The organism is Massilia sp. Leaf139 (genome assembly GCF_001424165.1).
In the GTDB taxonomy this organism is placed as follows: domain Bacteria; phylum Pseudomonadota; class Gammaproteobacteria; order Burkholderiales; family Burkholderiaceae_D; genus Telluria.
The window spans coordinates 176,511-197,735 of the sequence record NZ_LMOJ01000023.1; the positions used below are offsets into that span (position 1 = coordinate 176,511).

At 66.1% G+C, this 21,225-nt stretch carries 18 protein-coding genes; 9 read left to right on the forward strand and 9 right to left on the reverse strand.

The window, feature by feature from the left end:
• Positions 1–8: 8 nt before the first annotated feature.
• From bioF to ASF77_RS15035, 9 genes are all read right to left on the reverse strand, one after another.
• Complete coding sequence (gene bioF / locus ASF77_RS14995) at positions 9–1,190, reverse strand: 8-amino-7-oxononanoate synthase (protein ID WP_056340914.1); 1,182 nt, start codon at positions 1,188–1,190, stop codon at positions 9–11.
• Positions 1,190–2,533: an adenosylmethionine--8-amino-7-oxononanoate transaminase gene (gene bioA, locus ASF77_RS15000; protein WP_056340915.1), complete on the reverse strand. Its 1,344-nt coding sequence runs from the start codon at positions 2,531–2,533 to the stop codon at positions 1,190–1,192. The genes bioF and bioA overlap by 1 nt, the downstream gene beginning before the upstream one ends.
• Before the next feature lie 20 nt (positions 2,534–2,553).
• Positions 2,554–3,339, reverse strand: coding sequence for an enoyl-CoA hydratase/isomerase family protein (locus ASF77_RS15005; protein ID WP_056340917.1), 786 nt, complete (start codon positions 3,337–3,339; stop codon positions 2,554–2,556).
• A gap of 12 nt (positions 3,340–3,351) precedes the next feature.
• Complete coding sequence (locus ASF77_RS15010; RefSeq protein WP_056340919.1) at positions 3,352–4,959, reverse strand: carboxyl transferase domain-containing protein; 1,608 nt, start codon at positions 4,957–4,959, stop codon at positions 3,352–3,354.
• A gap of 34 nt (positions 4,960–4,993) precedes the next feature.
• Positions 4,994–5,440, reverse strand: coding sequence for a YchJ family protein (locus ASF77_RS15015; RefSeq protein WP_056340921.1), 447 nt, complete (start codon positions 5,438–5,440; stop codon positions 4,994–4,996).
• A 56-nt stretch (positions 5,441–5,496) separates the two neighbouring features.
• A complete protein-coding gene (locus tag ASF77_RS15020) occupies positions 5,497–7,560 on the reverse strand; it encodes a PAS domain S-box protein (RefSeq protein WP_056340923.1) in 2,064 nt (687 codons plus the stop codon).
• Between the two features lie 114 nt (positions 7,561–7,674).
• A complete protein-coding gene (locus ASF77_RS15025) occupies positions 7,675–8,733 on the reverse strand; it encodes an AI-2E family transporter (RefSeq protein WP_056340925.1) in 1,059 nt (352 codons plus the stop codon).
• A 52-nt stretch (positions 8,734–8,785) separates the two neighbouring features.
• Positions 8,786–10,027, reverse strand: a complete 1,242-nt coding sequence (locus ASF77_RS15030) for a D-amino acid dehydrogenase (protein WP_056340927.1) — start codon at positions 10,025–10,027, stop codon at positions 8,786–8,788.
• 117 nt (positions 10,028–10,144) lie between these two features.
• Positions 10,145–11,470, reverse strand: coding sequence for a serine hydrolase (locus ASF77_RS15035; protein WP_056340928.1), 1,326 nt, complete (start codon positions 11,468–11,470; stop codon positions 10,145–10,147).
• Positions 11,471–11,591: 121 nt separating this feature from the next.
• Here ASF77_RS15035 and ASF77_RS15040 point away from each other — a divergent pair, with 121 nt between their 5' ends.
• The 9 genes from ASF77_RS15040 to ASF77_RS15080 all read left to right on the forward strand — a co-directional run bounded on the left by ASF77_RS15040 (position 11,592) and on the right by ASF77_RS15080 (position 21,085).
• The gene (locus ASF77_RS15040; protein WP_056341245.1) at positions 11,592–12,329 is read left to right on the forward strand and encodes a GntR family transcriptional regulator; all 738 of its coding nucleotides are present in this window, start codon (positions 11,592–11,594) and stop codon (positions 12,327–12,329) included.
• Positions 12,330–12,465: 136 nt separating this feature from the next.
• Positions 12,466–13,347 carry an N-acetylmuramic acid 6-phosphate etherase gene (gene murQ / locus ASF77_RS15045; protein WP_056340930.1) on the forward strand — a complete coding sequence of 294 codons (882 nt, stop codon included), beginning with the start codon at positions 12,466–12,468 and terminating at the stop codon, positions 13,345–13,347.
• A 58-nt stretch (positions 13,348–13,405) separates the two neighbouring features.
• Entirely contained in the window at positions 13,406–14,671 is a 1,266-nt protein-coding gene (locus ASF77_RS15050; protein WP_056340932.1) for an MFS transporter, read from the forward strand.
• Positions 14,668–15,813, forward strand: coding sequence for an acyltransferase family protein (locus ASF77_RS15055; protein ID WP_056340933.1), 1,146 nt, complete (start codon positions 14,668–14,670; stop codon positions 15,811–15,813). Before ASF77_RS15050 ends, ASF77_RS15055 begins: the two co-directional genes overlap by 4 nt.
• Before the next feature lie 15 nt (positions 15,814–15,828).
• Positions 15,829–17,433 (forward strand): glycoside hydrolase family 10 protein, encoded by a 1,605-nt coding sequence (locus tag ASF77_RS15060; RefSeq protein WP_056340936.1) that lies wholly within the window; start codon positions 15,829–15,831, stop codon positions 17,431–17,433.
• 158 nt (positions 17,434–17,591) lie between these two features.
• Positions 17,592–18,515 (forward strand): N-acetylglucosamine kinase, encoded by a 924-nt coding sequence (locus ASF77_RS15065; protein ID WP_056340937.1) that lies wholly within the window; start codon positions 17,592–17,594, stop codon positions 18,513–18,515.
• 21 nt (positions 18,516–18,536) lie between these two features.
• The gene (locus ASF77_RS15070) at positions 18,537–19,487 is read left to right on the forward strand and encodes an N-acetylmuramoyl-L-alanine amidase (RefSeq protein ID WP_082493796.1); all 951 of its coding nucleotides are present in this window, start codon (positions 18,537–18,539) and stop codon (positions 19,485–19,487) included.
• A 78-nt stretch (positions 19,488–19,565) separates the two neighbouring features.
• Entirely contained in the window at positions 19,566–20,471 is a 906-nt protein-coding gene (locus ASF77_RS15075; protein ID WP_056340940.1) for a LysR family transcriptional regulator, read from the forward strand.
• Positions 20,468–21,085 (forward strand): M15 family metallopeptidase, encoded by a 618-nt coding sequence (locus ASF77_RS15080; protein WP_056340942.1) that lies wholly within the window; start codon positions 20,468–20,470, stop codon positions 21,083–21,085. The genes ASF77_RS15075 and ASF77_RS15080 overlap by 4 nt, the downstream gene beginning before the upstream one ends.
• The last annotated feature ends 140 nt before the right edge of the window (positions 21,086–21,225 follow it).

Sequence of the window (21,225 nt, forward strand, 5' to 3'; positions counted from 1 at the left end):
GTTCTTGATCACATGGCCTCCAGTTCGTTCAGTGCGTTCGCCAGTTGCGCGACCTCGTCGTGGGTGTGCGCGGCCGACAGCGTCACGCGCAGGCGCGCCGTGCCCTGCGGGACAGTCGGCGGGCGGATCGCCGGCACCCACAGGCCGCGCGCATGCAAGGCCGCGGCCACACGCAGCGCCTCCTCGTTGGCGCCGATCAGGATCGGCTGGATCGGCGTCGCCGATACCGGCCGCTGCCAGCGCGTCAGCTTCAGTTCGGCGTCGAGCTGGGCGATCAGCACGGCCAGGTGGCTGCGCAGGCCCGCGCCTTCGTCGCTGGTGATGATGTCCAGGCTCGTTAACAGCGCATGGGCCAGCGCCGGCGGCGCCGCCGTCGTGTAGATGTAGGGACGCGCGCGCTGGATCATCAGCTCGATCACGCTGGCGTGCGCCGCGATGAAGGCGCCGCCCACCCCAGCCGCTTTACCGAGGGTACCGACGTACACGAGGTTCGGTGAGCGCAAACCGAAGTGTTCGAGGGCGCCGCGTCCCTGCGCGCCGAGCACGCCGAAGCCGTGGGCGTCGTCGACCACCAGCCAGGCGCCGTGGCGCTCGCACAGGGCCAGCAGTTGCGGCAGCGGCGCGAGAATGCCGTCCATGCTGAAGACGGAATCGGTGGCGACGATTTTGACGGGCGCGCCGCTGGCCGCCAGCAAGGCGTCGAGCGCCGCCACGTCGCCGTGCGGATAGACGGTGACGCCGGCACGCGCCAGGCGCGCACCGTCGATCAGCGAGGCGTGGTTCAACGCCTCGGAAAAGATCATCGCATCGGCATCCTGCCCGAGCGCGGTCAGGACGGCCAGATTCGCCATGTAGCCGGTGCTGAAGTACAGCGCGCGCGCATCCTCGATATGGGGCGCGGCGAATTCGGCCAGGCGTTCTTCCAGGATGGCGTGGGCGCGGCTATGGCCGCTGATCAGGTGCGAGGCGCCGCTGCCGGCGCCGTAGAGTTGGGCGCCGGCGCGCAACGCTTCGACCACGCGCGGGTGCGCGGCCAGGCCAAGATAGTCGTTGCTGCAAAAGGCCAGCATGGCGCGGCCGTCGACCACCTGCAGCGGCGTGCAGCGGGTGTCGGCGATGCGCCGGCGCCGGATCAGGCTACCCTGTTCCAGCGCGGCCAGCTTGCGGTTGACGCTGTCGATCAAGTCCATCATGACCCTGCGATCACCGATTCGAACACCGATTTCACCCGCACGCCGAGCAGCTCGATTTCTTCCTCGTCGAGCACGTAGGGCGGCATCACGTAGACGGTGCGGCCGATCGGGCGCAGCAGCAGTTCGTTCTCGACGGCGCTGGTAAAGAAGCGGCGCGCGAAGGCGGCGGCGCGCGCCGGATCCGGCTCGATCGCGTCGAACGCGAAGATCATGCCGCGCTGGCGGAAATGATGGGTGCGCTCGTGCTCGGCCAGCGGCGCCATGGCGATGGTCAGCTTGGTCGCCAGCTCGCGGTTGCGGTTCAAGACGTCGTCGTCGCGGAAGATCTGCAGGGTCGCCAGAGCCGCGCGGCAGGCCAGCGCATTGCCCGTGTACGAGTGCGAGTGCAGGAAGCCGCGCGTGATGTCTTCGCTGTAGAAGGATTGGTAGATGGCGTCGGTGGTCAGCACCAGGGATAGCGGCAGGTAGCCGCCGCTGATGCCTTTCGACAGGCACAGGAAGTCCGGCCAGATCGCCGCCTGTTCGCAGGCGAAGAAGGTGCCGGTGCGGCCGCAGCCGACCGCGATCTCGTCGGCGATCAGGTGCACGTGGTGGCGGTCGCACAGTTCGCGCAGCAGTTCCAGATACAGCGGGTCGTACATCGCCATTCCGGTCGCGCACTGCACCAGCGGCTCGACGATCATGGCGGCGATCTTGTTGCCGCGCTCTTCGAACAGGCGTTCCACGTCTTTCAAGGCGCGGCGCGCCACGTCCTGGCTCGATTCGCCCTCAACGGCGTTGCGCGCGTCGGGCGAGGCCACCACGTGGGCGGCGCGCAGCAGCGGGCCGTAGGCATCCTTGAACAGCGGGACGTCGGTGACGCTGAGTGCGCCGATGGTCTCGCCGTGGTAGCTGCCCTGCAGGCAGACGAATTCCTGCTTGTCGCTGAAGCCGGCATTGCGCCAGGCGTGAAAACTCATCTTCATCGCGATCTCGACCGCCGAGGCGCCGTCGGACGCATAGAAGGCGTGGCCGAGCGCGTGGCCGGTGAGGGCGGCCAGCTGCTCCGACAGTTCGATCACCGGCTCATGCGTAAAACCGGCCAGCATCGCGTGCTCCAGCGTGTCGAGCTGCTCCTTCAGGGCCGCGTTGATGCGCGGATTGGCATGGCCGAACAGGTTCACCCACCAGGAGCTGATCGCGTCCAGGTAGCGTTTGCCTTCATGGTCGTACAGCCACGGCCCCTTGGCCCGCTGCACGGCGATCAGCGGCACCTCTTCGTGGTGCTGCATCTGCGTGCAGGGATGCCACACGCTGCGCAGGCTGCGTGCGATCCAGTCGGACGATGTCTGGTGCTTCACGATGAATCCTCAATACCTTGCTAGTTGAGCCAGTTCGGCTTGCGTTTCTCGAGGAAGGAAGCCACGCCTTCGCGTCCTTCGGTCGAAGCGCGGATGGCCGCGATGCGCTCGGCGGTGTCTTGCAGCAGCGCGTCGGTGACGGGCTGGCCGACGACCTCGCGCACCAGCTTTTTCGCTTCCACGACGGCGTTCGGGCTGTTCGCGACCAGCGCTTTGACCAGGCCCGCCACCGTCGTATCGAGCGCGTCGGGCGCGACCACTTCGTGCGCGAAACCCATGCGCAGCGCCGCGGCGGCGTCGAAACGCTCGGCCGTCAGGAAGTAGCGGCGCGCGGCCTGTTCGCCCATCGCCTTGATCACATACGGCGAGATCGTCGCCGGGATCAGTCCGAGTTTGACTTCGGACAGGCAGAAGTTTACTCCTTCGGCCGCGACCACGATGTCGCAGGCCGCGACCAGGCCCATGCCGCCGGCATAACAGTCGCCCTGGACTTTCGCCACGGTCGGCTTCGGGCACAAATAAATCGTGCGCAGCATGTCGGCCAGGCGCGAGGCGTCGGCGCGGTTCTCGTCATGCGAGTAGCCGGCCATCTTCTTCATCCAATTCAGGTCGGCGCCGGCGCAAAAGGCCGGGCCGTTCGCGGCCAACACCACGGCGCGCACCAGTTCGTTGCGGCCGAGTTCATCGAAGGCCAGCGCCAGCTCGGCGATCGCCTGTTCATTAAAAGCGTTGCGCAGATCCGGACGGTTCAGGGTGACGGTGGCGACCTTGTCGGCGATGCCGACCGTGAGGGTTTCGTAGTTCATTTTTTACTTCCCTTACATCCGGAACACGCCGAACTTCGTCTCTTCGATCGGCGCGTTCAGCGCGGCCGACAGACCCAGGCCCAGCACCATGCGCGTGTCGGCCGGGTCGATGACGCCGTCGTCCCACAGGCGCGCCGACGCGTAATACGGGTGGCCCTGGTGCTCGTACTGTTCCTTGATCGGCTGTTTGAACGCCGCCTCCTCGTCGGGCGACCATTGGCCGCCGCGCGCTTCGATGCCGTCGCGTTTCACGGTGGCCAGCACCGAGGCCGCCTGGTCGCCGCCCATCACCGAGATGCGCGCGTTCGGCCACATCCACAGGAAGCGCGGAGAAAACGCGCGGCCGCACATGCCGTAGTTGCCGGCGCCAAACGACCCGCCGATGATGACGGTGAACTTCGGCACCGAGGCGGTGGCCACCGCAGTCACCATCTTGGCGCCATTGCGGGCGATGCCCTCGTTTTCGTATTTGCGGCCCACCATGAAGCCGGTGATGTTCTGCAGGAACACCAGCGGGATCTTGCGCTGGCAGCACAGCTCGATGAAGTGGGTGCCTTTTAAGGCCGACTCCGAGAACAGGATGCCGTTGTTCGCGATGATGCCGACTTTGACGCCGTAGATATGGGCGAAGCCGCAGACGAGCGTAGTGCCGTAACGGGCCTTGAATTCGTCGAATTCGCTGCCGTCGACCACACGTGCGATCACTTCGCGTACGTCGAAAGGTTTGCGGGTGTCGACCGGAATCACGCCGTACAGCTCTTGCGGCGCATATTTTGGTTCGATGGACTCGCGGGTGGCGCCCTGCACCAATTTGGTGCGATTCAGGTTCGAAACGATGGTACGGGCCAGCGACAGCGCATGCAGATCGTTCTGGGCCAGGTGGTCGACCACGCCAGATAAACGGGTGTGGACGTCGCCGCCACCCAGGTCTTCGGCGCTGACGACTTCGCCCGTCGCCGCTTTCACCAGCGGCGGGCCGCCCAGGAAGATGGTGCCCTGCTCCTTGACGATGATCGACTCGTCGCTCATCGCCGGCACGTAGGCGCCGCCCGCCGTGCACGAACCCATCACGACGGCGATCTGCGGGATGCCCTTGGCGGACAGGTTCGCCTGGTTATAGAAGATGCGGCCGAAATGGTCGCGATCCGGGAAGACGTCGTCCTGGTTCGGCAGGTTGGCGCCGCCAGAGTCGACCAGGTAGATGCACGGTAAATTGTTCTGCTCGGCGATTTCCTGGGCGCGTAGGTGTTTTTTGACCGTCATCGGGTAGTAGGTGCCGCCCTTGACCGTGGCGTCATTACAGACGATCACGCATTCCTGGCCGGCGACGCGGCCGATGCCGGTGATGATGCCCGCCGCCGGCGCCGCATTCTCATACATGTCGTAAGCGGCCAGCTGGGAAAATTCGAGGAAAGGCGTACCCGGATCGAGCAGCATCTGCACGCGGTCGCGCGGCAGCAGTTTGCCGCGTGCGACGTGCTTGGCGCGGGCCGCTTCGCCGCCGCCCTCGCCGATCGCCGCGACTTTCGCGCGCAGGTCGTCGACGATGGTTTGCATGGCTGCGGCGTTGGCTTTGAAATCCTCACCGCGCGGGTTGAGTTTGCTCTCGATATGGGGCATGCCGTCCTCTATGTTGATCTGTTCTTGCTGTCTCTTACTTCGGAAATGTGCCGTCCAGATAGAACCAGCGCGGCTGGCCGCCGAGATCCGGGTCGGGTTCGCGCTGGAAGCGGCTCAGCTCGTGCAGCCGGTGCGCGCGGCCACCCACTTTATAACGCGCGACGAATTCCACAGTATCGCTATCTGGATGATCCGGCAATTCTGCTTTACGTTGACGTAAACGTAAAGCAGATTTTATCTCCAAGCCGAGCCAGCGCAGCTGTTCGTCGGGGTCGAGGATGGCGTCTTGCGGGCGGGTGCTGGGGTGCCAGGTGGCGCGCAGATAGGCCTCGTCCCGCTGGGTATAGGCCGTATAGCGCGAACGCATCAGGGCCTCCGCTGTGGGCGGCAGCGCGTCGCCGGCGATGTACGGGCCGCAGCAGCTGGCCAGCGCGCCGCCGCCGCAGGGGCAGGGGGCGGAAGAGTGGGTCGGTGTGGACATCCCGCGATTATCCGCGATTTTGGCAGGCGCCGACGTGGCTGCGAACCCGGCGCTGCCTACAATGTGTGCAGCGACACCGTAAACGTGCTGCCCTTGCCTGCACCTTCGCTATGGGCCGTCACCGTGCCGCCATGCAAACCAACCACGTTTTTCACCAGCGCCAGGCCGATGCCGAGTCCGCCCTGCGAACGGTCCGGCGTGCGTTCCGCCTGCGTGAACAGGTCGAACACCTGCGGCAATAGCAGGCTGTCGATGCCGATCCCGTTGTCCTGTACGCGGATGCGCACCTGGCTGCCCTCGCGCTCGACGGCCAGCAGGATGCGCCCGCCGCGCGGCGTGTACTTGGCCGCATTGTTGAGCAGGTTGGCGACCACCTGCACCAGCCGGTTCGGATCGCCCATGACCCTGGCGTCATCGGCCGCCTGGTGGATGACCAGGGCGTGTTCGCGCGCCTCGATCAGGGGCCGCGACTGTTCGACGGCGCTGCGGATGGTGGCGTCGATGTCGACCTCGACCTGCTCCAGCTGGATCAGGCCGCGCGTCACGCGCGAGATGTCGAGCAAATCATCCACCAGCGAGGTCATGTGCCTGACCTGGCGGCTGATGACTTCACTGGAGCGGCGCACCCGGGCCTCGTCGAAGCTGCCGATTTTCAGCAGTTCGGCGGCCGAGGCGATCGGCGCCAGGGGATTGCGCAGCTCGTGCGCGAGCATGGCGAGGAATTCGTCCTTGCGCCGATCCTGCTCTTTCAGCGAACTGTAGAGACGGGCGTTTTCGAAGCCGTTGGCGGCGATCGAGGCCAGCTGCACCAGGATCGCTTCGTCCTGTTCGGTGAACTCGCCCTCGCACCTGTCCGAGGCCTGGATCAGGCCGATGTTCTTGCCCTTGCGGTCGACCAGGGGCACGGCCAGCCAGCCGCGGATCGGCGGATGCTGCGCCGCGTGCGCACCGAAACCCTTCCAGGCCGGATGGGCTTCCAGCTCGGCCTGGGTCAGGCGCAGGGTCTGGTTGGTTCGGCACACATGGGCATAGATGCCGCTGCCGTCCGGTTTGACCTCAAAGCTGCGGTAGCGCGCGTACTTGTCCGACATCGAGATCGCATTGATCTCCTGGGCGCCGCCGACGTTGAGCGACACCACCGCCTGGTGCACTTCGAGGATGTCGCGCACCACCTCGACCAGCCCGGCGGCGATGTCCTGGCTCGAGAGCGCGCTGCCGAGCGTGCGCGAAGCCTGCGCCACCTTCACCAGCAAGGCCGAATGGCGCTGCTCGCGTCCCAGCCGCTCGGCCAGTTCGGCCTGGGCCGTGACCATCTCGTGGATGTCCTTGTTCGAGCCGATCCACTCGCGCACCGCGCCGTCGGCGTCCAGGATCGGCACGCCCTTCACCGCCGTCCAGCGGTAGCTGCCGTCGCGCTGGCGCAGGCGGTAGTTGATCTCGTAGACGGAACCGGTGGCGGCGCAATCGAGCCAGGTGCGGCGCGCCAGTTCGCGGTCGTCGGGGTGCACGGCGTCGAGCCAGCCGTATTCCTTCCACTCCGCGTAGCTCTGGCCGGTGACTTCGCGCCAGGTCGGCGAATCCTCCAGCACGCGGCCGTCGGGCGTGGTGCTCCAGATGATCTGGGACGTCGCCATCACGAGCGAGCGGAAGCGCTCTTCACGCTCACGCAGGGCTTGTTCGGCTGCCACCCGTTCGGTGATGTCCTCGTGCATCAGCATCAGTTCGAGGATGCGGCCATCGGCATCCTTGATCGGGTGCGCGCGCGCCGTCACCCAGCGCGCGCGGCCGCTGCCGCCGAGGACGACGACGTCGTAATAAATGGCGGGAATTTCGACCGATTCCCCGGCCAGTGCGCGCCGCAGGTAGCCGACGATGCCGCTGTCGATCAGCTGCTGGTCGCTCAGCAGGTTATAGGCGTCGCTCAGGACAAAGGCGTGCAGATCGGTGCCGGCGCGGATCTCCCACAGGTCTTCCCAGGCCTGGTTCACGCGCAGGGTGCGGCCGTCGGGGCGCACGATCTGGATGCTGGTGGGCGCCTGCTCGAACAGTTCCCGGAACCGCGTCTCGGAACTGGGATGCTGGTCGAGTCCTGGCAAGGTGGGTGTGGAGTTGATCGACATGGAGTCCGGGCACCGCGACCGCGCGGGCCGTCAGGGAATTATTGTTATGCGCGGCATGATGTCATAGTTTTACGCCGCCTGCTCGACTATTACGGCGGGCGGCGCTCCCCGTGCTCAGTGCAATTGAAACTCGTCGGTCGCCACGAATAGATCCCAGCACGCGATGAACAGGGCGGCGATCACCGGGCCGATCACGAAGCCGTTCAGCCCGAACAAGGCCATGCCGCCGATGGTCGACAGCAGCACCAGGTAGTCCGGCATCTTGGTGTCCTTGCCGACCAGGACGGGACGCAGCACGTTGTCGACCAGGCCGATCACGATCACGCCGAAAGCGATCAGCACCACGCCCTGCCAGACGGCGCCCGTCACCAGGAAATAAATCGCCACCGGCGCCCAGACGATGGCCGCGCCCACCGCCGGCAGCAGCGACAGGAAAGCCATCACCACCGCCCACAGCAGCGGCGCCTGCACGTCCAGGAACCAGAAGATCAGCCCGCCGAGCGCGCCTTGCGCGGCCGCCACCAGCACATTGCCCTTCACGGTGGCGCGGATCACGGTCGTGAAATTGGTGAACAGGCGCTGCTTGTACTTGCTGCCCAGCGGGAAGGCGTGCTTGATGCGGGTCGCCAGCGACTGGCCGTCGCGCAGCAGGAAGAACAGCAGATACAGCATCACGAACAGCCCGACCAGGAAGTCGAAGGTTTTACTGCCGATGTTGAGCGCCTGGCGCGCCACCGTCTGGCTGACTTGCGCCGCGCCTTCCGACAGCTTTTGCTGGAGCGAAGCGAGATCGGTCAGCTCGAAGCGCTCGAGCAGATTGACCATCCACTGCGGCAGCGAATGCACGATGCGCAGGAAATAGGCGCCGAAATCGATCTGGCCCGAACCGATCATCGCGTAGACGGCAAGCGCCTGCTTGACCAGCGAGGCCGTGATCAGCGACAGCGGCAGGATCACCATCACGATGATGAGCAAGAGCGCGATCAGGGCCGCCGGCGTCGGCTTGTACTTGGTGGCGCGCAGCAGGCGCCGGTACAGCGGCGCGAACAGGATCGCCAGCACGACGCCCCAGAACACGGCGCCGGAATACGGCAGCAGGATCCAGCCGAAGGCGAGGGTGACGAAGGCCAGCAGGAACAGGAAGACTTTTTGCTGCAGGGTGTACTGGGTCATGATGCCGATGCTCTTTTTATAATGTTGGGCTCATGATAGTGCATCGCACCGGTCAGCGCCTCAGCGCCAGCATCTCGAGCGCAAACGGCGGCGCTTTCCCTTGCATCAGATCGGCCAGCACGCGCGCCGTGCCCGCGGCAAACGTAAAACCAAGCGGCCCGTGGCCGACGTTCAGCCACAGGTTCGACAGCGAGGTCGCGCCGATGAGGGGCGCGCTGTTGGGCGTGGCCGGACGCAGGCCGGCCCAGGCCGAAATGCGTTCGTAGTCGGCCGCGTGCGGCATGGTCTCGCGCACCTGCCGCGTCAGGCTGCCGATGCGTTTCGGGTTCAGGCGCAGGTCTTCGCCGACCATGTCGACCATCGCCGCCACGCGCAGCTTGTCGCCGATGCGCGCATACAGGACTTTGCGCTCGAAATCGGTCACGCTGATCTCGGGCGCGGTATCGCCCGCACGGATCGGCGCCGTCAGACTATAGCCTTTCAAGGGATACAGGGGCAGCTTGACGCCGGCATGCGCGGCCAGGTTGCGGCTTTCGATGCCGGCCGCCAGCACGAAGGCGTCGCCGCCGATCGCCCCGACGTTCGTGTCCAGGCCCACGACCTTGCCGCCGGTGGCGGCAATGCCCAGCACCTCGGCCTGCACGAAGCCTTTGAATAAGGGATGGGCGCGCACGCGCTCGGCCAGCTTGAGGCAGAAGGCGTGGCAGTCGGCCACCGCTTCGCCGCCGTTATAGATGCCGCCGGCCAGCTGCGAACGCGCCGCGCCCAGGGCCGGTTCGCGCGCTGCGCATTCGGCGCCGCTCCAGATTTCGCCGGCAGTGGCCTTGCCGGCCGCCTGCTCGAACACCTTCGAGGAACGGTAGACGACCAGTTTGCCGGCGTCGCGCCAGGCGAAATCGTCGGGAGAGACGATGTTGTCGAGCTGCTTCATGCCGGCGCGCGAGAGTTCGCCCAGTTCCAGCAGTTTCGCCGTGGTGCGGCGGTTCGCCGCCGCCGTGCACTGGCCGAGGAAGCTGGCCAGCCAGCGCCACTGGCGCAAGTCGAACTCCGGCCTGAAGCGCAGCGGGCCGTGTTCCTGGAACAGCCAGGAAATCGCCTTCAGGGGCACGCCGGCATCGGCCAGGGGCGAGACATAGCGGTAGCTCAGCTGGCCGCCATTGGCGCCGCTGGCCCCGCTCGCCACCTGCGGCGCGCGCTCGACCACGGTCACGCCGAAGCCCGCTTCCAGCAGCCACCAGGCCGAGGTCAGGCCCACCACGCCGCCGCCGATGACGATTACTTGCTGCTTCCCCATATGTTATTTGCTGACATTAGCTGACATAAGGGAAGAGCTTAGGGGCAGGCGGCGCCGGGGGCCAATGAAAGTGGAAGGTCACGCCATAACCAACGGTGATGAGGATTTTGGTGAACATCAGCCCTGGGCGGCGATCGTATGCCGGTACAGGCTCGTCAGGATGCGTTCCTCGAAGCGCGCCAGGGCAGAGTATTGCCCCGGCTCCAGGGCCGGGTCGACCGAGCTGCCGCCGACCAGCACGATCATGCCATTTCTCCGTTGGGCATCGAAGGCGAACACCGAGCGCAGGCCGTAGGCGTCGCCCAGGTGGCCGGCCGCATCGAAACCCTCGACCAGGCGCCGCCCCGGCACGTCCGGAAACTGGGCGTTACCCAGACCCCAGTCGTGGAAGAAGCCGCCCATGGTGTCGCCATTGATTCCCTTGCCGTCGGCCGACCACTGGCGCGCGAACATGCGCGCCAGGGTCGCCGGCTGCAGGATGCGCTGGCCCGCGTGCAGGCCGCCGTTCATCAGCATCAGCATCAATGTGCCGAGGCCGCGCGCGGAAATGCGCAGGCCGCCCGTGGGGCTGAAGGGCGTGGCATTCTCTCCGATCACATAGCGCTCGATGCCGGGCGGCGCACTCGGCGCCTTGGCGCGCACATCGTCGACTTGCGCGATCCAGGGGCCGCTTGCATCCCAGATCTCGGTGTCCGTGGTGCGCTTGCGGTAGAGGGTGGCGAGATTGGCCAATGCCGCCGGCGGCAGTTCGGCCACGTTGTAGCCGGCATCCAGCCCGAGTGGGCGCAGCAGCAGGCGGCCCATCAGCCGGTCGAAACGCTCGCCCGTCACCCGCTCCATCAGGGTGCCGATCAGGCCCCAGCCGAGGTTGCAATACGTGAAATACTCGCCGGGGCCGGCTCGATTGGCCCACATCGCCCCTGTGCCGTACAACCTGGCGCCCGGCGTCAGCACCTCTTTCAAGGTGCTGCCGGCGGGGAAGGAGTAGCCGCCGTCGTCGCGCAGCGAGGCCGTGTGCGTGAGCAGGTGACGCAGGGTGATGGCGCGCTCCGGGAAATGCGGGTTGCGCACACTAAAACCCAGGTAGGCGGAAACATCGGTGTCGAGCTCGACCTTGCCTGCTTCGATCAGGCGCATCAAACCCAGGGTCGTGACCATTTTGGAGACCGAGGCGATCCGATACAGGGTGTCCCGGTTCGCCGGCAAGGCCGGCGCCGGCTGCGCGCCGCTGTCGATCCAGCGCGCGCCGAAGCCGGCTTCATAGACGATTTCGCCGGCGCGGATGGCCAGTACCGACAGGCTGGCCAGCTGGCAGGCGGGATCGTGCACGATCCCATTCAGCTCGCGCTCGACGGCCGGATGCGCGACCAGCATGCCCGCGAATCCTGGCTTGAACGCCCCGAGCAGGGCCATGCCGAGTAGCGTCCTCCTGTAATCATTCATGCCGTCTCCTTGTGCTCGCTGCGATGAGCATACAATCATAATCGATGCCAACCGCACAATTTCCGGGCTGCCGGGCCCAGGCTGCCCTTACACTGGCGGCAAGCCCCCGATGCATACGAACATGAACCAAGCCACACCCGATTTCAAGATCGATCTCAACGACAACTCGCCGCTGTACCTGCAGCTGGCGCGCAAGCTGATGCAGGACGTGCGCGACGGCCGCTACCAGGCCGACCAGGCGCTGCCCTCGGAGCGCACCCTGTCCGAGCAGCAGGGCGTCTCGCGCGTCACGGCCCGTAAAGCCATCGATCAGCTGGTCGAGCAGGGTCTGGTGGTACGCCGCCGCGGTTCCGGCAATTACATTGCACCGCGCATCGAGCAGCCCTTGTCGACCCTGTCGAGCTTTTCCGAGCAGTTGCAGCAGCGCGGCTATACGCCGAATTCGCGCTGGCTGAAACGGGAAGTCGTGGCAGCCGATGCCGACGAGCAGCTGGCGCTGGGCCTGTCGCCCGGGGCGCGGGTGGCGCGCCTGGAGCGGCTGCGCCTGGCCGACGAGGTCGTCATGGCCTATGAAACGAGCGTGATCCCGGCCAGCGTGCTGCCCGATCCGCAGGCGGTCGACCATTCGCTGTACGCGCACCTGGAACGGGGCGGGCAGATGCCGGTGCGCGCCCTGCAGCACATCCGCGCCATGAACGCGCCCGCCGCGCTGGCGCAGCAACTGGGCGTGCCGGAAGGGCAGGCGGTGCTGTTCATCACCCGGGTCGGCTACCTGGAATCGGGCGTGGCCGTCGAGCTGACGCATTCGTATTGCCGCAGCGATTACTATGATTTCGTCGCCGAGCTGCGCCGTGGATAAGCTTACCTGCCCGACGTGACTAGGCTGCATAACTTTTTGCTATGAGCGCGTCCTTTCCTTTCATGGGAACACTTGCTCAATTGGTATTACACTGGTTTTATCTTTTCATCGCTCCATCCGCTGCCGGATCGCCATCATGCTGAAAACCGAAACCCCCGCCCAGGAGCACGTCCTGCTCGACCAGTATCCGACCGAGGAGCTGGTCAATGCGCTGGTGGACGACCAGGTCAATGCGGTGAAGGCCGTGCGCGCCGCCGCGCCGCGCATTGCCGCTGCCGTGGCCGCCGCGCTGCCGCGGGTGCAAGCGGGCGGGCGCCTGATCTATGTCGGCGCCGGCACCTCGGGCCGCCTGGGCGTACTCGACAGCGTGGAACTGTATCCCACTTTTTCCTGGCCCCATGGCCGCGCCGTGGCACTGCTGGCTGGCGGTAACGACGCCATGTTCGTCGCCGTCGAAGGGGCGGAAGACGACGAGGTGCAAGGCGCGGCCGACCTGCAGTCGGTGAACGTGACGGGCGAGGATGTCGTGCTCCTGATCGCCGCTTCCGGCGCCACGCCCTATGTGCTGGGCGCCCTGCGCGCTGCCCGTGCGGCCGGCGCCCTGACGATCGGCTTCGCCAACAATGTCGACGCGCCGGTCGCGCTCGAGGCCGAGATCGGCGTGACGCTGGACACCGGCGCCGAGATCGTTTCCGGCAGCACCCGCCTGAAAGCGGGCACCTCGCAAAAGATTGCCTTAAACACTTTTTCGACGGCCTTGATGGTGCGTTTGAACAAGGTTTATGGCAACCTGATGGTAGACTTGAAGGCGACCAACGCCAAGCTGGTGCGGCGCGCGATCCGTTTGACCGCTTTTGCCACCGGCGCCAGCGAGGACGCGGCGCGCGCGGTGCTGGAACAATGCGATTTCCACGTCAAGACCGCGATCGTGGCCTTGTCCAAGCAGACCGGTGTCGAGGAAGCGCGGGTTCTGCTCGAACAGGCCCACGGCAGCGTTCGCCAAGCCCTAGCGTCGTAAAGCCGTGACTGGGAAGGCATGCCGGCCACTAGACATTCTTCCCGATCACGAAAGCCTTATGAAAACATCCGAAGTGAAAACTCCCTGGCTGTGGGTGCCGTCGCTGTATTTTGCCCAGGCGATTCCCTACGTCGTCGCCATGCAGTTGTCGGTCATCATGTACAAGGATCTGGGCGTGTCGAACTCCGACATCGCCTTCTATACGAGCCTGCTGTACCTGCCCTGGGTGATCAAACCGCTGTGGTCGCCCGTCGTGGACATGTTCGGCACCAAGCGGCGCTGGACGGTGCTGCTGCAGCTGGTGGTGGCCGCTTCTCTGGCGGCGGTCGGCACGGTGCTGCACCTGCCCGCCTTCTTCAGCGTCAGCCTGGCCGTCATGTGGCTGATGGCGTTCAGCTCGGCCACCCACGACATCTCGGCCGACGGCTTTTATATGCTGGGCCTGCGCCAGAAAGACCAGGCCGCCTTTGTGGGCGTGCGCAGCACCTTTTACCGGCTGGCGACGCTGGCCGGGCAGGGGCCGCTGGTCGTGCTGGCCGGCTATCTGGCCGTCTCGCTGGGCGACACCCATCAAGCCTGGTCGATCGTGTTCTTCGTGCTGGCCGGCCTGTTTGCCGCCGCCTTTGCCTGGCACCAGCTGGTGCTGCCGAAGCCGGAGGCCGACCATGCCGTTGCCGCCGGCGCCAACCCGCTGCGCGAATTCTTCGGCACCTTCGCCTCCTTCTTCGGCAAGCGCGACATCTGGCTGATCCTCGGTTTTATTTTGACCTTCCGCCTCGGCGAAGCGCAGTTGCTGAAACTGGTCGCCCCGTTTTTAAAAGATCCGTTGGAGCAGGGCGGACTCGGCCTCACCACCGCCCAGTACGGCTGGGCCTACGGCACCATCGGCATCATCTCGCTGACCCTGGGCGGCCTGGCCGGCGGCTTCCTGATCTCGCGCCTGGGACTGAAACGCTGCCTGTGGCTGATGGTGTTCGCCGTGCACCTGCCCGATCTCGTGTTCGTCTACCTGTCGCAGGCGCAGCCGACCAGCCTGGCGCTGATCTCGGTTTTCCTGGCGATCGAGCAGTTCGGCTACGGCTTCGGTTTCACGGCGATGATGCTGTACATGATCATGGTCTCCGACGGCGAACACAAGACCGCGCACTACGCGATCTGCACCGGCCTGATGGCGCTGGGCATGATGGTGCCGGGCATGTGGAGCGGCGACTTGCAGGAATACCTGGGCTATAAAAACTTCTTCATCTGGGTGTGCATCGCGACGCTGCCGGCCTTCGTGATGGCGGCGCTGGTAAAAATCGATCCGGAGTTCGGGAAGAAGTGAACCGCGACGTCCCCGGCCGCCTTACTTCGCTCGACGCCTTCCGCGGTTTTACCATCGCCGCCATGGTGCTGGTGAACAACCCCGGCGACTGGAACCATCTGTATTCGCAACTGGCCCACGCCAAATGGCATGGCTGGACTTTCACCGACACCATCTTCCCCTTCTTCCTCTTCATCGGCGGCGTGGCGATGGCGCTCTCGCTGGGCCGCCTCGCCGCGGCCGGCGCCGACAAGCCGCAGTTACTCATCAAGCTGGCGAAACGGGCCTGCCTGATCTTCCTGATCGGCTTCCTGCTGAACCTGATCCCTTACTTCAATTTCGACAAGGTGCGCATTCCCGGCGTGCTGCAACGGATCGCCCTGTGCACCCTGCTGGCCGCGCCCATCGTCGTGTATTGCGGCTGGAGAATGCAACTGGCCATCATCGCGGGGCTGCTGAGCGTGTACAGCGGCTTCATGCTGTTCTATCCGGTGCCCGGCAGCGGCGCCGGCGTGCTGGAGCCGGGCCAGGATGTCGGGGCGTATATCGACCGCACCCTGCTGGGTGGCCACCTGTGGGTGCAATCCAAAACCTGGGATCCGGAAGGATTGTTCAGTACGCTGCCGGCGCTGTGCAGCCAGCTGTTCGGCGTGCTGGCCGGACGATTTTTGCTGAATAGGCTGAGCCGCATGGAACAAACCGTCTGGCTGCTGCTGGCCGGCCTGCTGCTGCTCTGGCTGGGTGTCATCTGCGACGCCATCCTCATGCCGATCAACAAAAGCCTGTGGACGCCTTCCTATTGTTTCCTGATGACGGGCTGGGCTTTGCTAATATTCAGCGCCTTCTTCTGGCTGCTCGACGTGACTCCCCATGCGGCGGTGCGCGCAGCAGCGGCGCGCTGGACGCGGCCGTTCCAGATCTACGGCATGAATGCGCTGTTCATTTTCGCGTTCTCGGGACTGGTGGCCAAGATGCTGGGTTTTATCAAACTGGCGCAGCCCGATGGCAGCACGGTCTCGCTGGGACGCACGCTGTACGCGCCGATCCGCGACCTGCCGATCGGTGCCGTGAACAGCTCGCTGCTGTATGCGCTGCTGTTCAACGCCTGCATGTTCGCGCTGGCCTGGGCCATGTGGCGCAAAAGATGGTTCGTTAAAGTATAAAAATTAGGAGCGGTAGTGGTTGATTTGAAAAAACGCGCGTTGGCGCTGGCGGGTGTGGCGGGCGTCTTGTCCCTGAGCGGTTTCCTGGCGAGCTGCTCGACCCCGAAGGGCGCGACGACGCCGAAAGGCACGATCGTCGCCAGCGGCAAGCTGCCCCCGGCCGCGCCGCGCGAATTCCGCGCCGCCTGGGTCTCGACGGTGGCCAACATCGACTGGCCGAGCCGGCAAAATCTGAAGGCGCCGCAGCAGCAGGCCGAGGCGATCGCCATCCTGGACCGCGCCAAGGCCATGAACCTGAATGCGATCGTGCTGCAGGTGCGTCCGTCGGCCGACGCCATCTATGCCTCGCCGCTGGAACCGTGGTCGGAATACCTCACCGGCACCCAGGGCCAGGCGCCGCAGCCCTGGTACGACCCGCTGAAATTCTGGGTGACCGAGGCGCATGCGCGCGGCCTCGAGCTGCATGCCTGGTTCAACCCCTACCGGGCGCGCCACGACGGCGCCCGTTCGCCGGCGGCCAGCAACCACATCACGCGTTCGAACCCGGCCGCAGTCAAACGCTACGGCAAGTTCATGTGGATGGATCCGGGCGAGGAATCGGCCTCGAAGCAGACCCTGGACGTGGTGCTGGACGTGGTGCGCCGCTACGACATTGACGGCGTCCACATCGACGATTATTTTTATCCGTACCCGATCGAGGCCAACCTGAGCGTCGCCGGCAACGAGGCGGCGCTGGACGGCAAGCCGGCGGCCAAGGTCGAGCTCGATTTCCCGGATACGCCGGCCTGGGAACGGTATCTCGCCCGCGGCGGCAAGCTCGATCGTGCCTCCTGGCGCCGCCAGAACGTCAACGAGCTGATCCAGGACATGTACCAGGGCATCCACCGCGAAAAGAGCTGGGTGCGCTTCGGCATCAGCCCATTCGGACTCGGCCGGCCGGATCGGCGCCCGCCCGGCATCGCCGGCTTCTCGCAGTACGACAAGCTGTACGCGGATGCCGAACTCTGGCTGCAGAAGGGCTGGCTCGACTATTTCACGCCGCAGCTGTATTGGGCGCGCAGCCAGCAGGCGCAGGCCTATGACGTGCTGCTCGACTACTGGATCGGCCAGAACACGCAGGGCCGCCACATGTGGCCGGGCCTGTTCACCAGCCGCATCGGCGCGCCGACCAAGGATTACCAGCCGCAGGAAATCCTCGACCAGATCGAAGCGACCCGTGCGCGCCCGCAGGCCGGTGGTCACGTACACTTCAGCATGGTTGCCCTGATGCAGAACCGCAAGGGCATCACCGACCAGCTGAGCACCGCCAGCTATGCGACCCCGGCCCTGGTGCCGGCCACGCCCTGGCTCGGCAACGTGAAACCCGGCCTGCCGCGCGTAAAGGCGCTGCGTAACGGCAATGCGGTCGATTTGAAACTGACGGCCGGCAAGGCGAACGCGCTGTACACGGTGTGGGCGCGCCATGGCAACGAATGGCGTTTCAATGTGGTGCCGGCCACCAAGCTCGACTGGAAGGTGCAGGACGACGCCCAGCTCGGCGCACCGGACGCCGTGTTTGTCGGCGCCGTCGACCGCCTTGGCATCGAGAGCGAACGCATCCAGGTGTGGGGCAAGCCTTAACGCATGATGTAGGGTGGACGGCTTGCCGTCCACGCGTTCAAGCAGCCGCCGGTCAGCCGCGCCGCGATGCAAATGGTCGCGCCACACATAAGCTTTGTTCATGCATTGACAGCCAGCTTTCATTCGCATCATTTGTTCTCAAGCTCTAAACTCGCAGCATGTTGAATTCCCCTGAACATCCTGGCATCGGCCTCGGCATCGACGCCGGCGGCACCCAGACGCGCTGGGCCTTGGCCGCTGCCGACGGTGCGCTCCTGGCTGAAGGCCATGTCGCCGGCCTCTCCGCCCTGCAGATGGGGACGCCAGAGGGCCGCGCCGCCGTGCACGCCACGTTCAGCACGCTGGCGCGCGCCGTGCTGGCCCATGCACGGCCGGCCCGGGTGTGCGCCGGGCTGACCGGCTTCGGCGGCGACGGCGCCCAGCTCACCAGCTGGCTGGCTGATCTGCTCGGCATCGACGCGGCGGCGATCGCCATGTGCAACGACATCGAGATCGCCTACCGCGCCAGTTTCGCGCCGGGAGAAGGTTATCTGGTCTATGCCGGCACCGGCTCGATCGGCGCCTTTATCGACCACGACGGCGGGTTCCACCGTGCCGGCGGCCGCGGCGTCGTGCTCGACGATGGCGGCGGCGGCTTCTGGATCGCACGCGCGGCGCTGCGCCATATCTGGCGCCGCGAGGACGAGGCGCCGGGCAGCTGGGAAAGCTCGCCGCTGGCGCGCGCCGCGTTCGAGTACGTGGGCGGCGCCGACTGGGCGTATTCGCGCCAGTTCATCTACGGCCAGGAACGCGGCGAAGTCGGCAAGCTGGCGTTGGCTGTGGCCGCCAGCGCCGGGGAAGATCCGGCCGCTGCCGCCATCCTCGAGGAAGCCGGACGCGAACTGGGACGCCTGGCGCTCGCCCTGATCCGCCGTTTCGGGCCGCGTCCGGTGGTGCTGAGCGGCCGCGCGGCCGAGCTGCACCCGGCGATCGCGGCAAGCATGCGCGCCTGCCTGCCGCAAGGCAGCATCATGACGCAAAGCGCCACGCGCGCCCATCACGCCGCCGCCCGCCTGGCCGCGCGCGATGCCGCCCCTTATTGACTCATTTTTGAACGAATCGCCATGATCACCAAATCGCTTGCCGCCACCCTCCTTCTTGCCCTGCTCGCCGGCTGCGTCACCGCACCGGGCGGCATCGACAAGACCTATACGGCCAAGGGCCAGGGCAGCCGCGTGCGCTTCCTGGTGCTGCACTACACGGTGGGCGACAAGCCGTCGTCGCTGAAGACGCTGACCGAGCAGCAAGTAAGCGCCCACTACCTCGTCACCGACGATCCGCGCCCGATCGTCTACGGCCTTGTCGACGAGACCCGCGCCGCCTACCACGCCGGCAATTCGAGCTGGAAAGGTTTTACGCAGCTCAACAACAGCTCGATCGGCATCGAGATCGTGAATGCCGGCTGGAAGGACACGCCGCAAGGCCGCGTCTTCGCCCCCTTCCCGCAAACCCAGATCGACGCCCTGATTCCCTTAGTGAAGGACATCGTGGCGCGCCACGGCATCCTGCCCGAAAACGTCGTGGGCCACAGCGACATCGCGCCGCTGCGCAAACAGGATCCGGGGCCATTGTTCCCCTGGCGCCAGCTGGCGCAAGCGGGCCTCGTCGCGTGGCCGGACGCCAACCGCGTCGCCGCCGTGCGCCAGGTATTCGACATCCAGGTGCCGGACGCGCTCTGGTTCCAGAAAAAGCTCGCCAGCCACGGTTTTGGATTGACGCAAACCGGCCAGTTCGACCAGGCCACCCGCACCGTGCTGGCCGCTTTCCAGATGAAATACCGGCCGGCGAATATCGCCGGCGAACCGGATGCGGAAACGGCGGCCATGCTGGAAGTGCTGACGACGCCGGCCAACGCGCCCTTGCCGCCGGTGCCGCCCGCGCCGCTGCCGGAGATGCGGCCGGTGCAGCCGGAACCTGTGATCCAGCCGACCCCGCCCGTGCCGCCGGTCACGCCACCGACGCCGTCGCTGCCGCCGACCACGACGCCGGCCGCGCCGCTGCCTGCCGGCCAGTGACGGTCGCCGTGCCTCGAGATTCCCTGTATCCTGCGGCCTGCCCCCCACGCGCGGGCATTCCCTCGGAGGATTGACGACATGCGCCTGCGCCACATCGAAGTATTCCACGCCATCATGCAGGTCGGCACCATCAGCGGTGCCGCCCAGGTCTTGCACATCTCGCAACCGGCCGTCACCAAGGTGCTGCAACACGCCGAACTGCAACTGGGCATGCCGCTGTTCGAGCGCGTGCGCGGCAAGCTGTATCCGAAGCCGGAAGCGCACCGCCTGTTCGCCGAAACCGAAAAACTCAACCGTGATCTGCAGGGCATCCGCCGCCTGGCCGCGAGCTTGAAAGGGCGGGCGGTGGAAACCGTGCGCTTGGTGTCGACGCCGACCCTGGCGATCAGCGTGCTGCCGCAGGCGATGACGGCCTGGCGCCGCGATTTCGCCCAGACCCGCTGCGAGCTGGCCACCTACCACACCAGCGAAATCGTCAACGCCCTGCGCCTCGGCGAGGCCGACCTGGCTTTATCGTTGCAGGATCCGCGTCATCCCGGCATCGTCGCCGAACCGATCGCCTCCGGCATGCTGACCGTGATGGCGCCGACAGGCACCTGGAGCGAGGCCGAGTGCGCGCAGCCGATCGGCCCCGAAGGGCTCACTGGCGAACTGATCGGCCTGGCCGACAACGACCCGATCGGAGAAATCGTCGTCGCCGCCTGCGAGGCGCAGGGCGTGCAGCCGGTGTTCCGCACCGTGGTGCAGACCTACCAGATTGCCCGCTCGCTGGTGGAAGCGGGCGCCGGCACGGCCGTCGTCGATCCGTTTACTGCGGCCTCGGCGGCGCCGGACAAGGTGCAGCGCCGCCCCTGGACGCCTGCCATGCCGGTGCAGTTATATCTGCTGACGGCGAACCACGCGCCGCTCTCGCACGGTGCGCGCGAACTGGCCAACTGCATCGGCGCCACGGCCCGCGCCTGCCTCGACCAGGGATGTGCATGAGTCCATTGCTGTCGATCGCCAGCGAGGACGTCGCCTCCAGCGCGGAGTTCCGCCACCTGTCGACGATTCCCGGCATCGCCGTCGACCTGCGCTATGCCGGGCCGAACAATTTCGTCGGGCGCGACCTGTACTCGCCCTACGACTGCGCCTGGCTGCATGTCGAGGCGGCTGCGGCCCTGGAAAACGCGGTGGCCTGGCTGATGCGGCAGGCGCCCGGCCACACCCTGCTGGTGCTCGACGCCCTGCGTCCGCAACGGGTGCAGGAACAATTATGGGATGCGCTGGCCGGCACCGGGCTGCAGATGTACCTGGCCAACCCGGCGCGCGGCTCGATCCACTCGTATGGCATGGCGCTCGACGTCACCATCCTCGATCCGCAGGGTGCCGAACTCGACATGGGCACCGGTTTCGACGACATGACGGATTTGTCGCACCCGGCACTGGAAGAAGGTTTTATTGCCGCCGGCCGCCTGCGCCAGGCGCAGCTGGACAACCGCCGCCTGCTGCGCGGCGCCATGTTCGCCGCGGGTTTTCAAGGCATCAACACCGAATGGTGGCATTTCGACTGCGGCGACCGCGACCGTGTGCGCGCCGGCTTCAAGCGCGTGCTCTAGCCTCTCCCGCGGCGCGCTCATCGTTCCGCGCGCACACTTGAGTTTTCTCAGCCTTTCCCCCTTTTGATGCCGGGACAATCCTCTGGTACCGACGAGAGATTGATGCCATGGCTTGACGAGTTCGCTTCGGGTCTGCTTCC

Bases quoted from the DNA above. Each gene is read 5' to 3' on its own strand.
- ASF77_RS15005 (WP_056340917.1), bottom strand. From the start codon at position 3,339: ATGAACTACGAAACCCTCACGGTCGGCATCGCCGACAAGGTCGCCACC.
- ASF77_RS15015 (WP_056340921.1), bottom strand. From the start codon at position 5,440: ATGTCCACACCGACCCACTCTTCCGCCCCCTGCCCCTGCGGCGGCGGC.
- ASF77_RS15025 (WP_056340925.1), bottom strand. From the start codon at position 8,733: ATGACCCAGTACACCCTGCAGCAAAAAGTCTTCCTGTTCCTGCTGGCC.
- bioF (WP_056340914.1), bottom strand. From the start codon at position 1,190: ATGGACTTGATCGACAGCGTCAACCGCAAGCTGGCCGCGCTGGAACAG.
- ASF77_RS15075 (WP_056340940.1), top strand. From the start codon at position 19,566: ATGCGCCTGCGCCACATCGAAGTATTCCACGCCATCATGCAGGTCGGC.
- ASF77_RS15070 (WP_082493796.1), top strand. From the start codon at position 18,537: ATGATCACCAAATCGCTTGCCGCCACCCTCCTTCTTGCCCTGCTCGCC.
- ASF77_RS15035 (WP_056340928.1), bottom strand. From the start codon at position 11,470: ATGAATGATTACAGGAGGACGCTACTCGGCATGGCCCTGCTCGGGGCG.
- ASF77_RS15020 (WP_056340923.1), bottom strand. From the start codon at position 7,560: ATGTCGATCAACTCCACACCCACCTTGCCAGGACTCGACCAGCATCCC.
- ASF77_RS15010 (WP_056340919.1), bottom strand. From the start codon at position 4,959: ATGCCCCATATCGAGAGCAAACTCAACCCGCGCGGTGAGGATTTCAAA.
- ASF77_RS15050 (WP_056340932.1), top strand. From the start codon at position 13,406: ATGAAAACATCCGAAGTGAAAACTCCCTGGCTGTGGGTGCCGTCGCTG.
- ASF77_RS15080 (WP_056340942.1), top strand. From the start codon at position 20,468: ATGAGTCCATTGCTGTCGATCGCCAGCGAGGACGTCGCCTCCAGCGCG.
- ASF77_RS15030 (WP_056340927.1), bottom strand. From the start codon at position 10,027: ATGGGGAAGCAGCAAGTAATCGTCATCGGCGGCGGCGTGGTGGGCCTG.
- murQ (WP_056340930.1), top strand. From the start codon at position 12,466: ATGCTGAAAACCGAAACCCCCGCCCAGGAGCACGTCCTGCTCGACCAG.
- ASF77_RS15065 (WP_056340937.1), top strand. From the start codon at position 17,592: ATGTTGAATTCCCCTGAACATCCTGGCATCGGCCTCGGCATCGACGCC.
- ASF77_RS15040 (WP_056341245.1), top strand. From the start codon at position 11,592: ATGAACCAAGCCACACCCGATTTCAAGATCGATCTCAACGACAACTCG.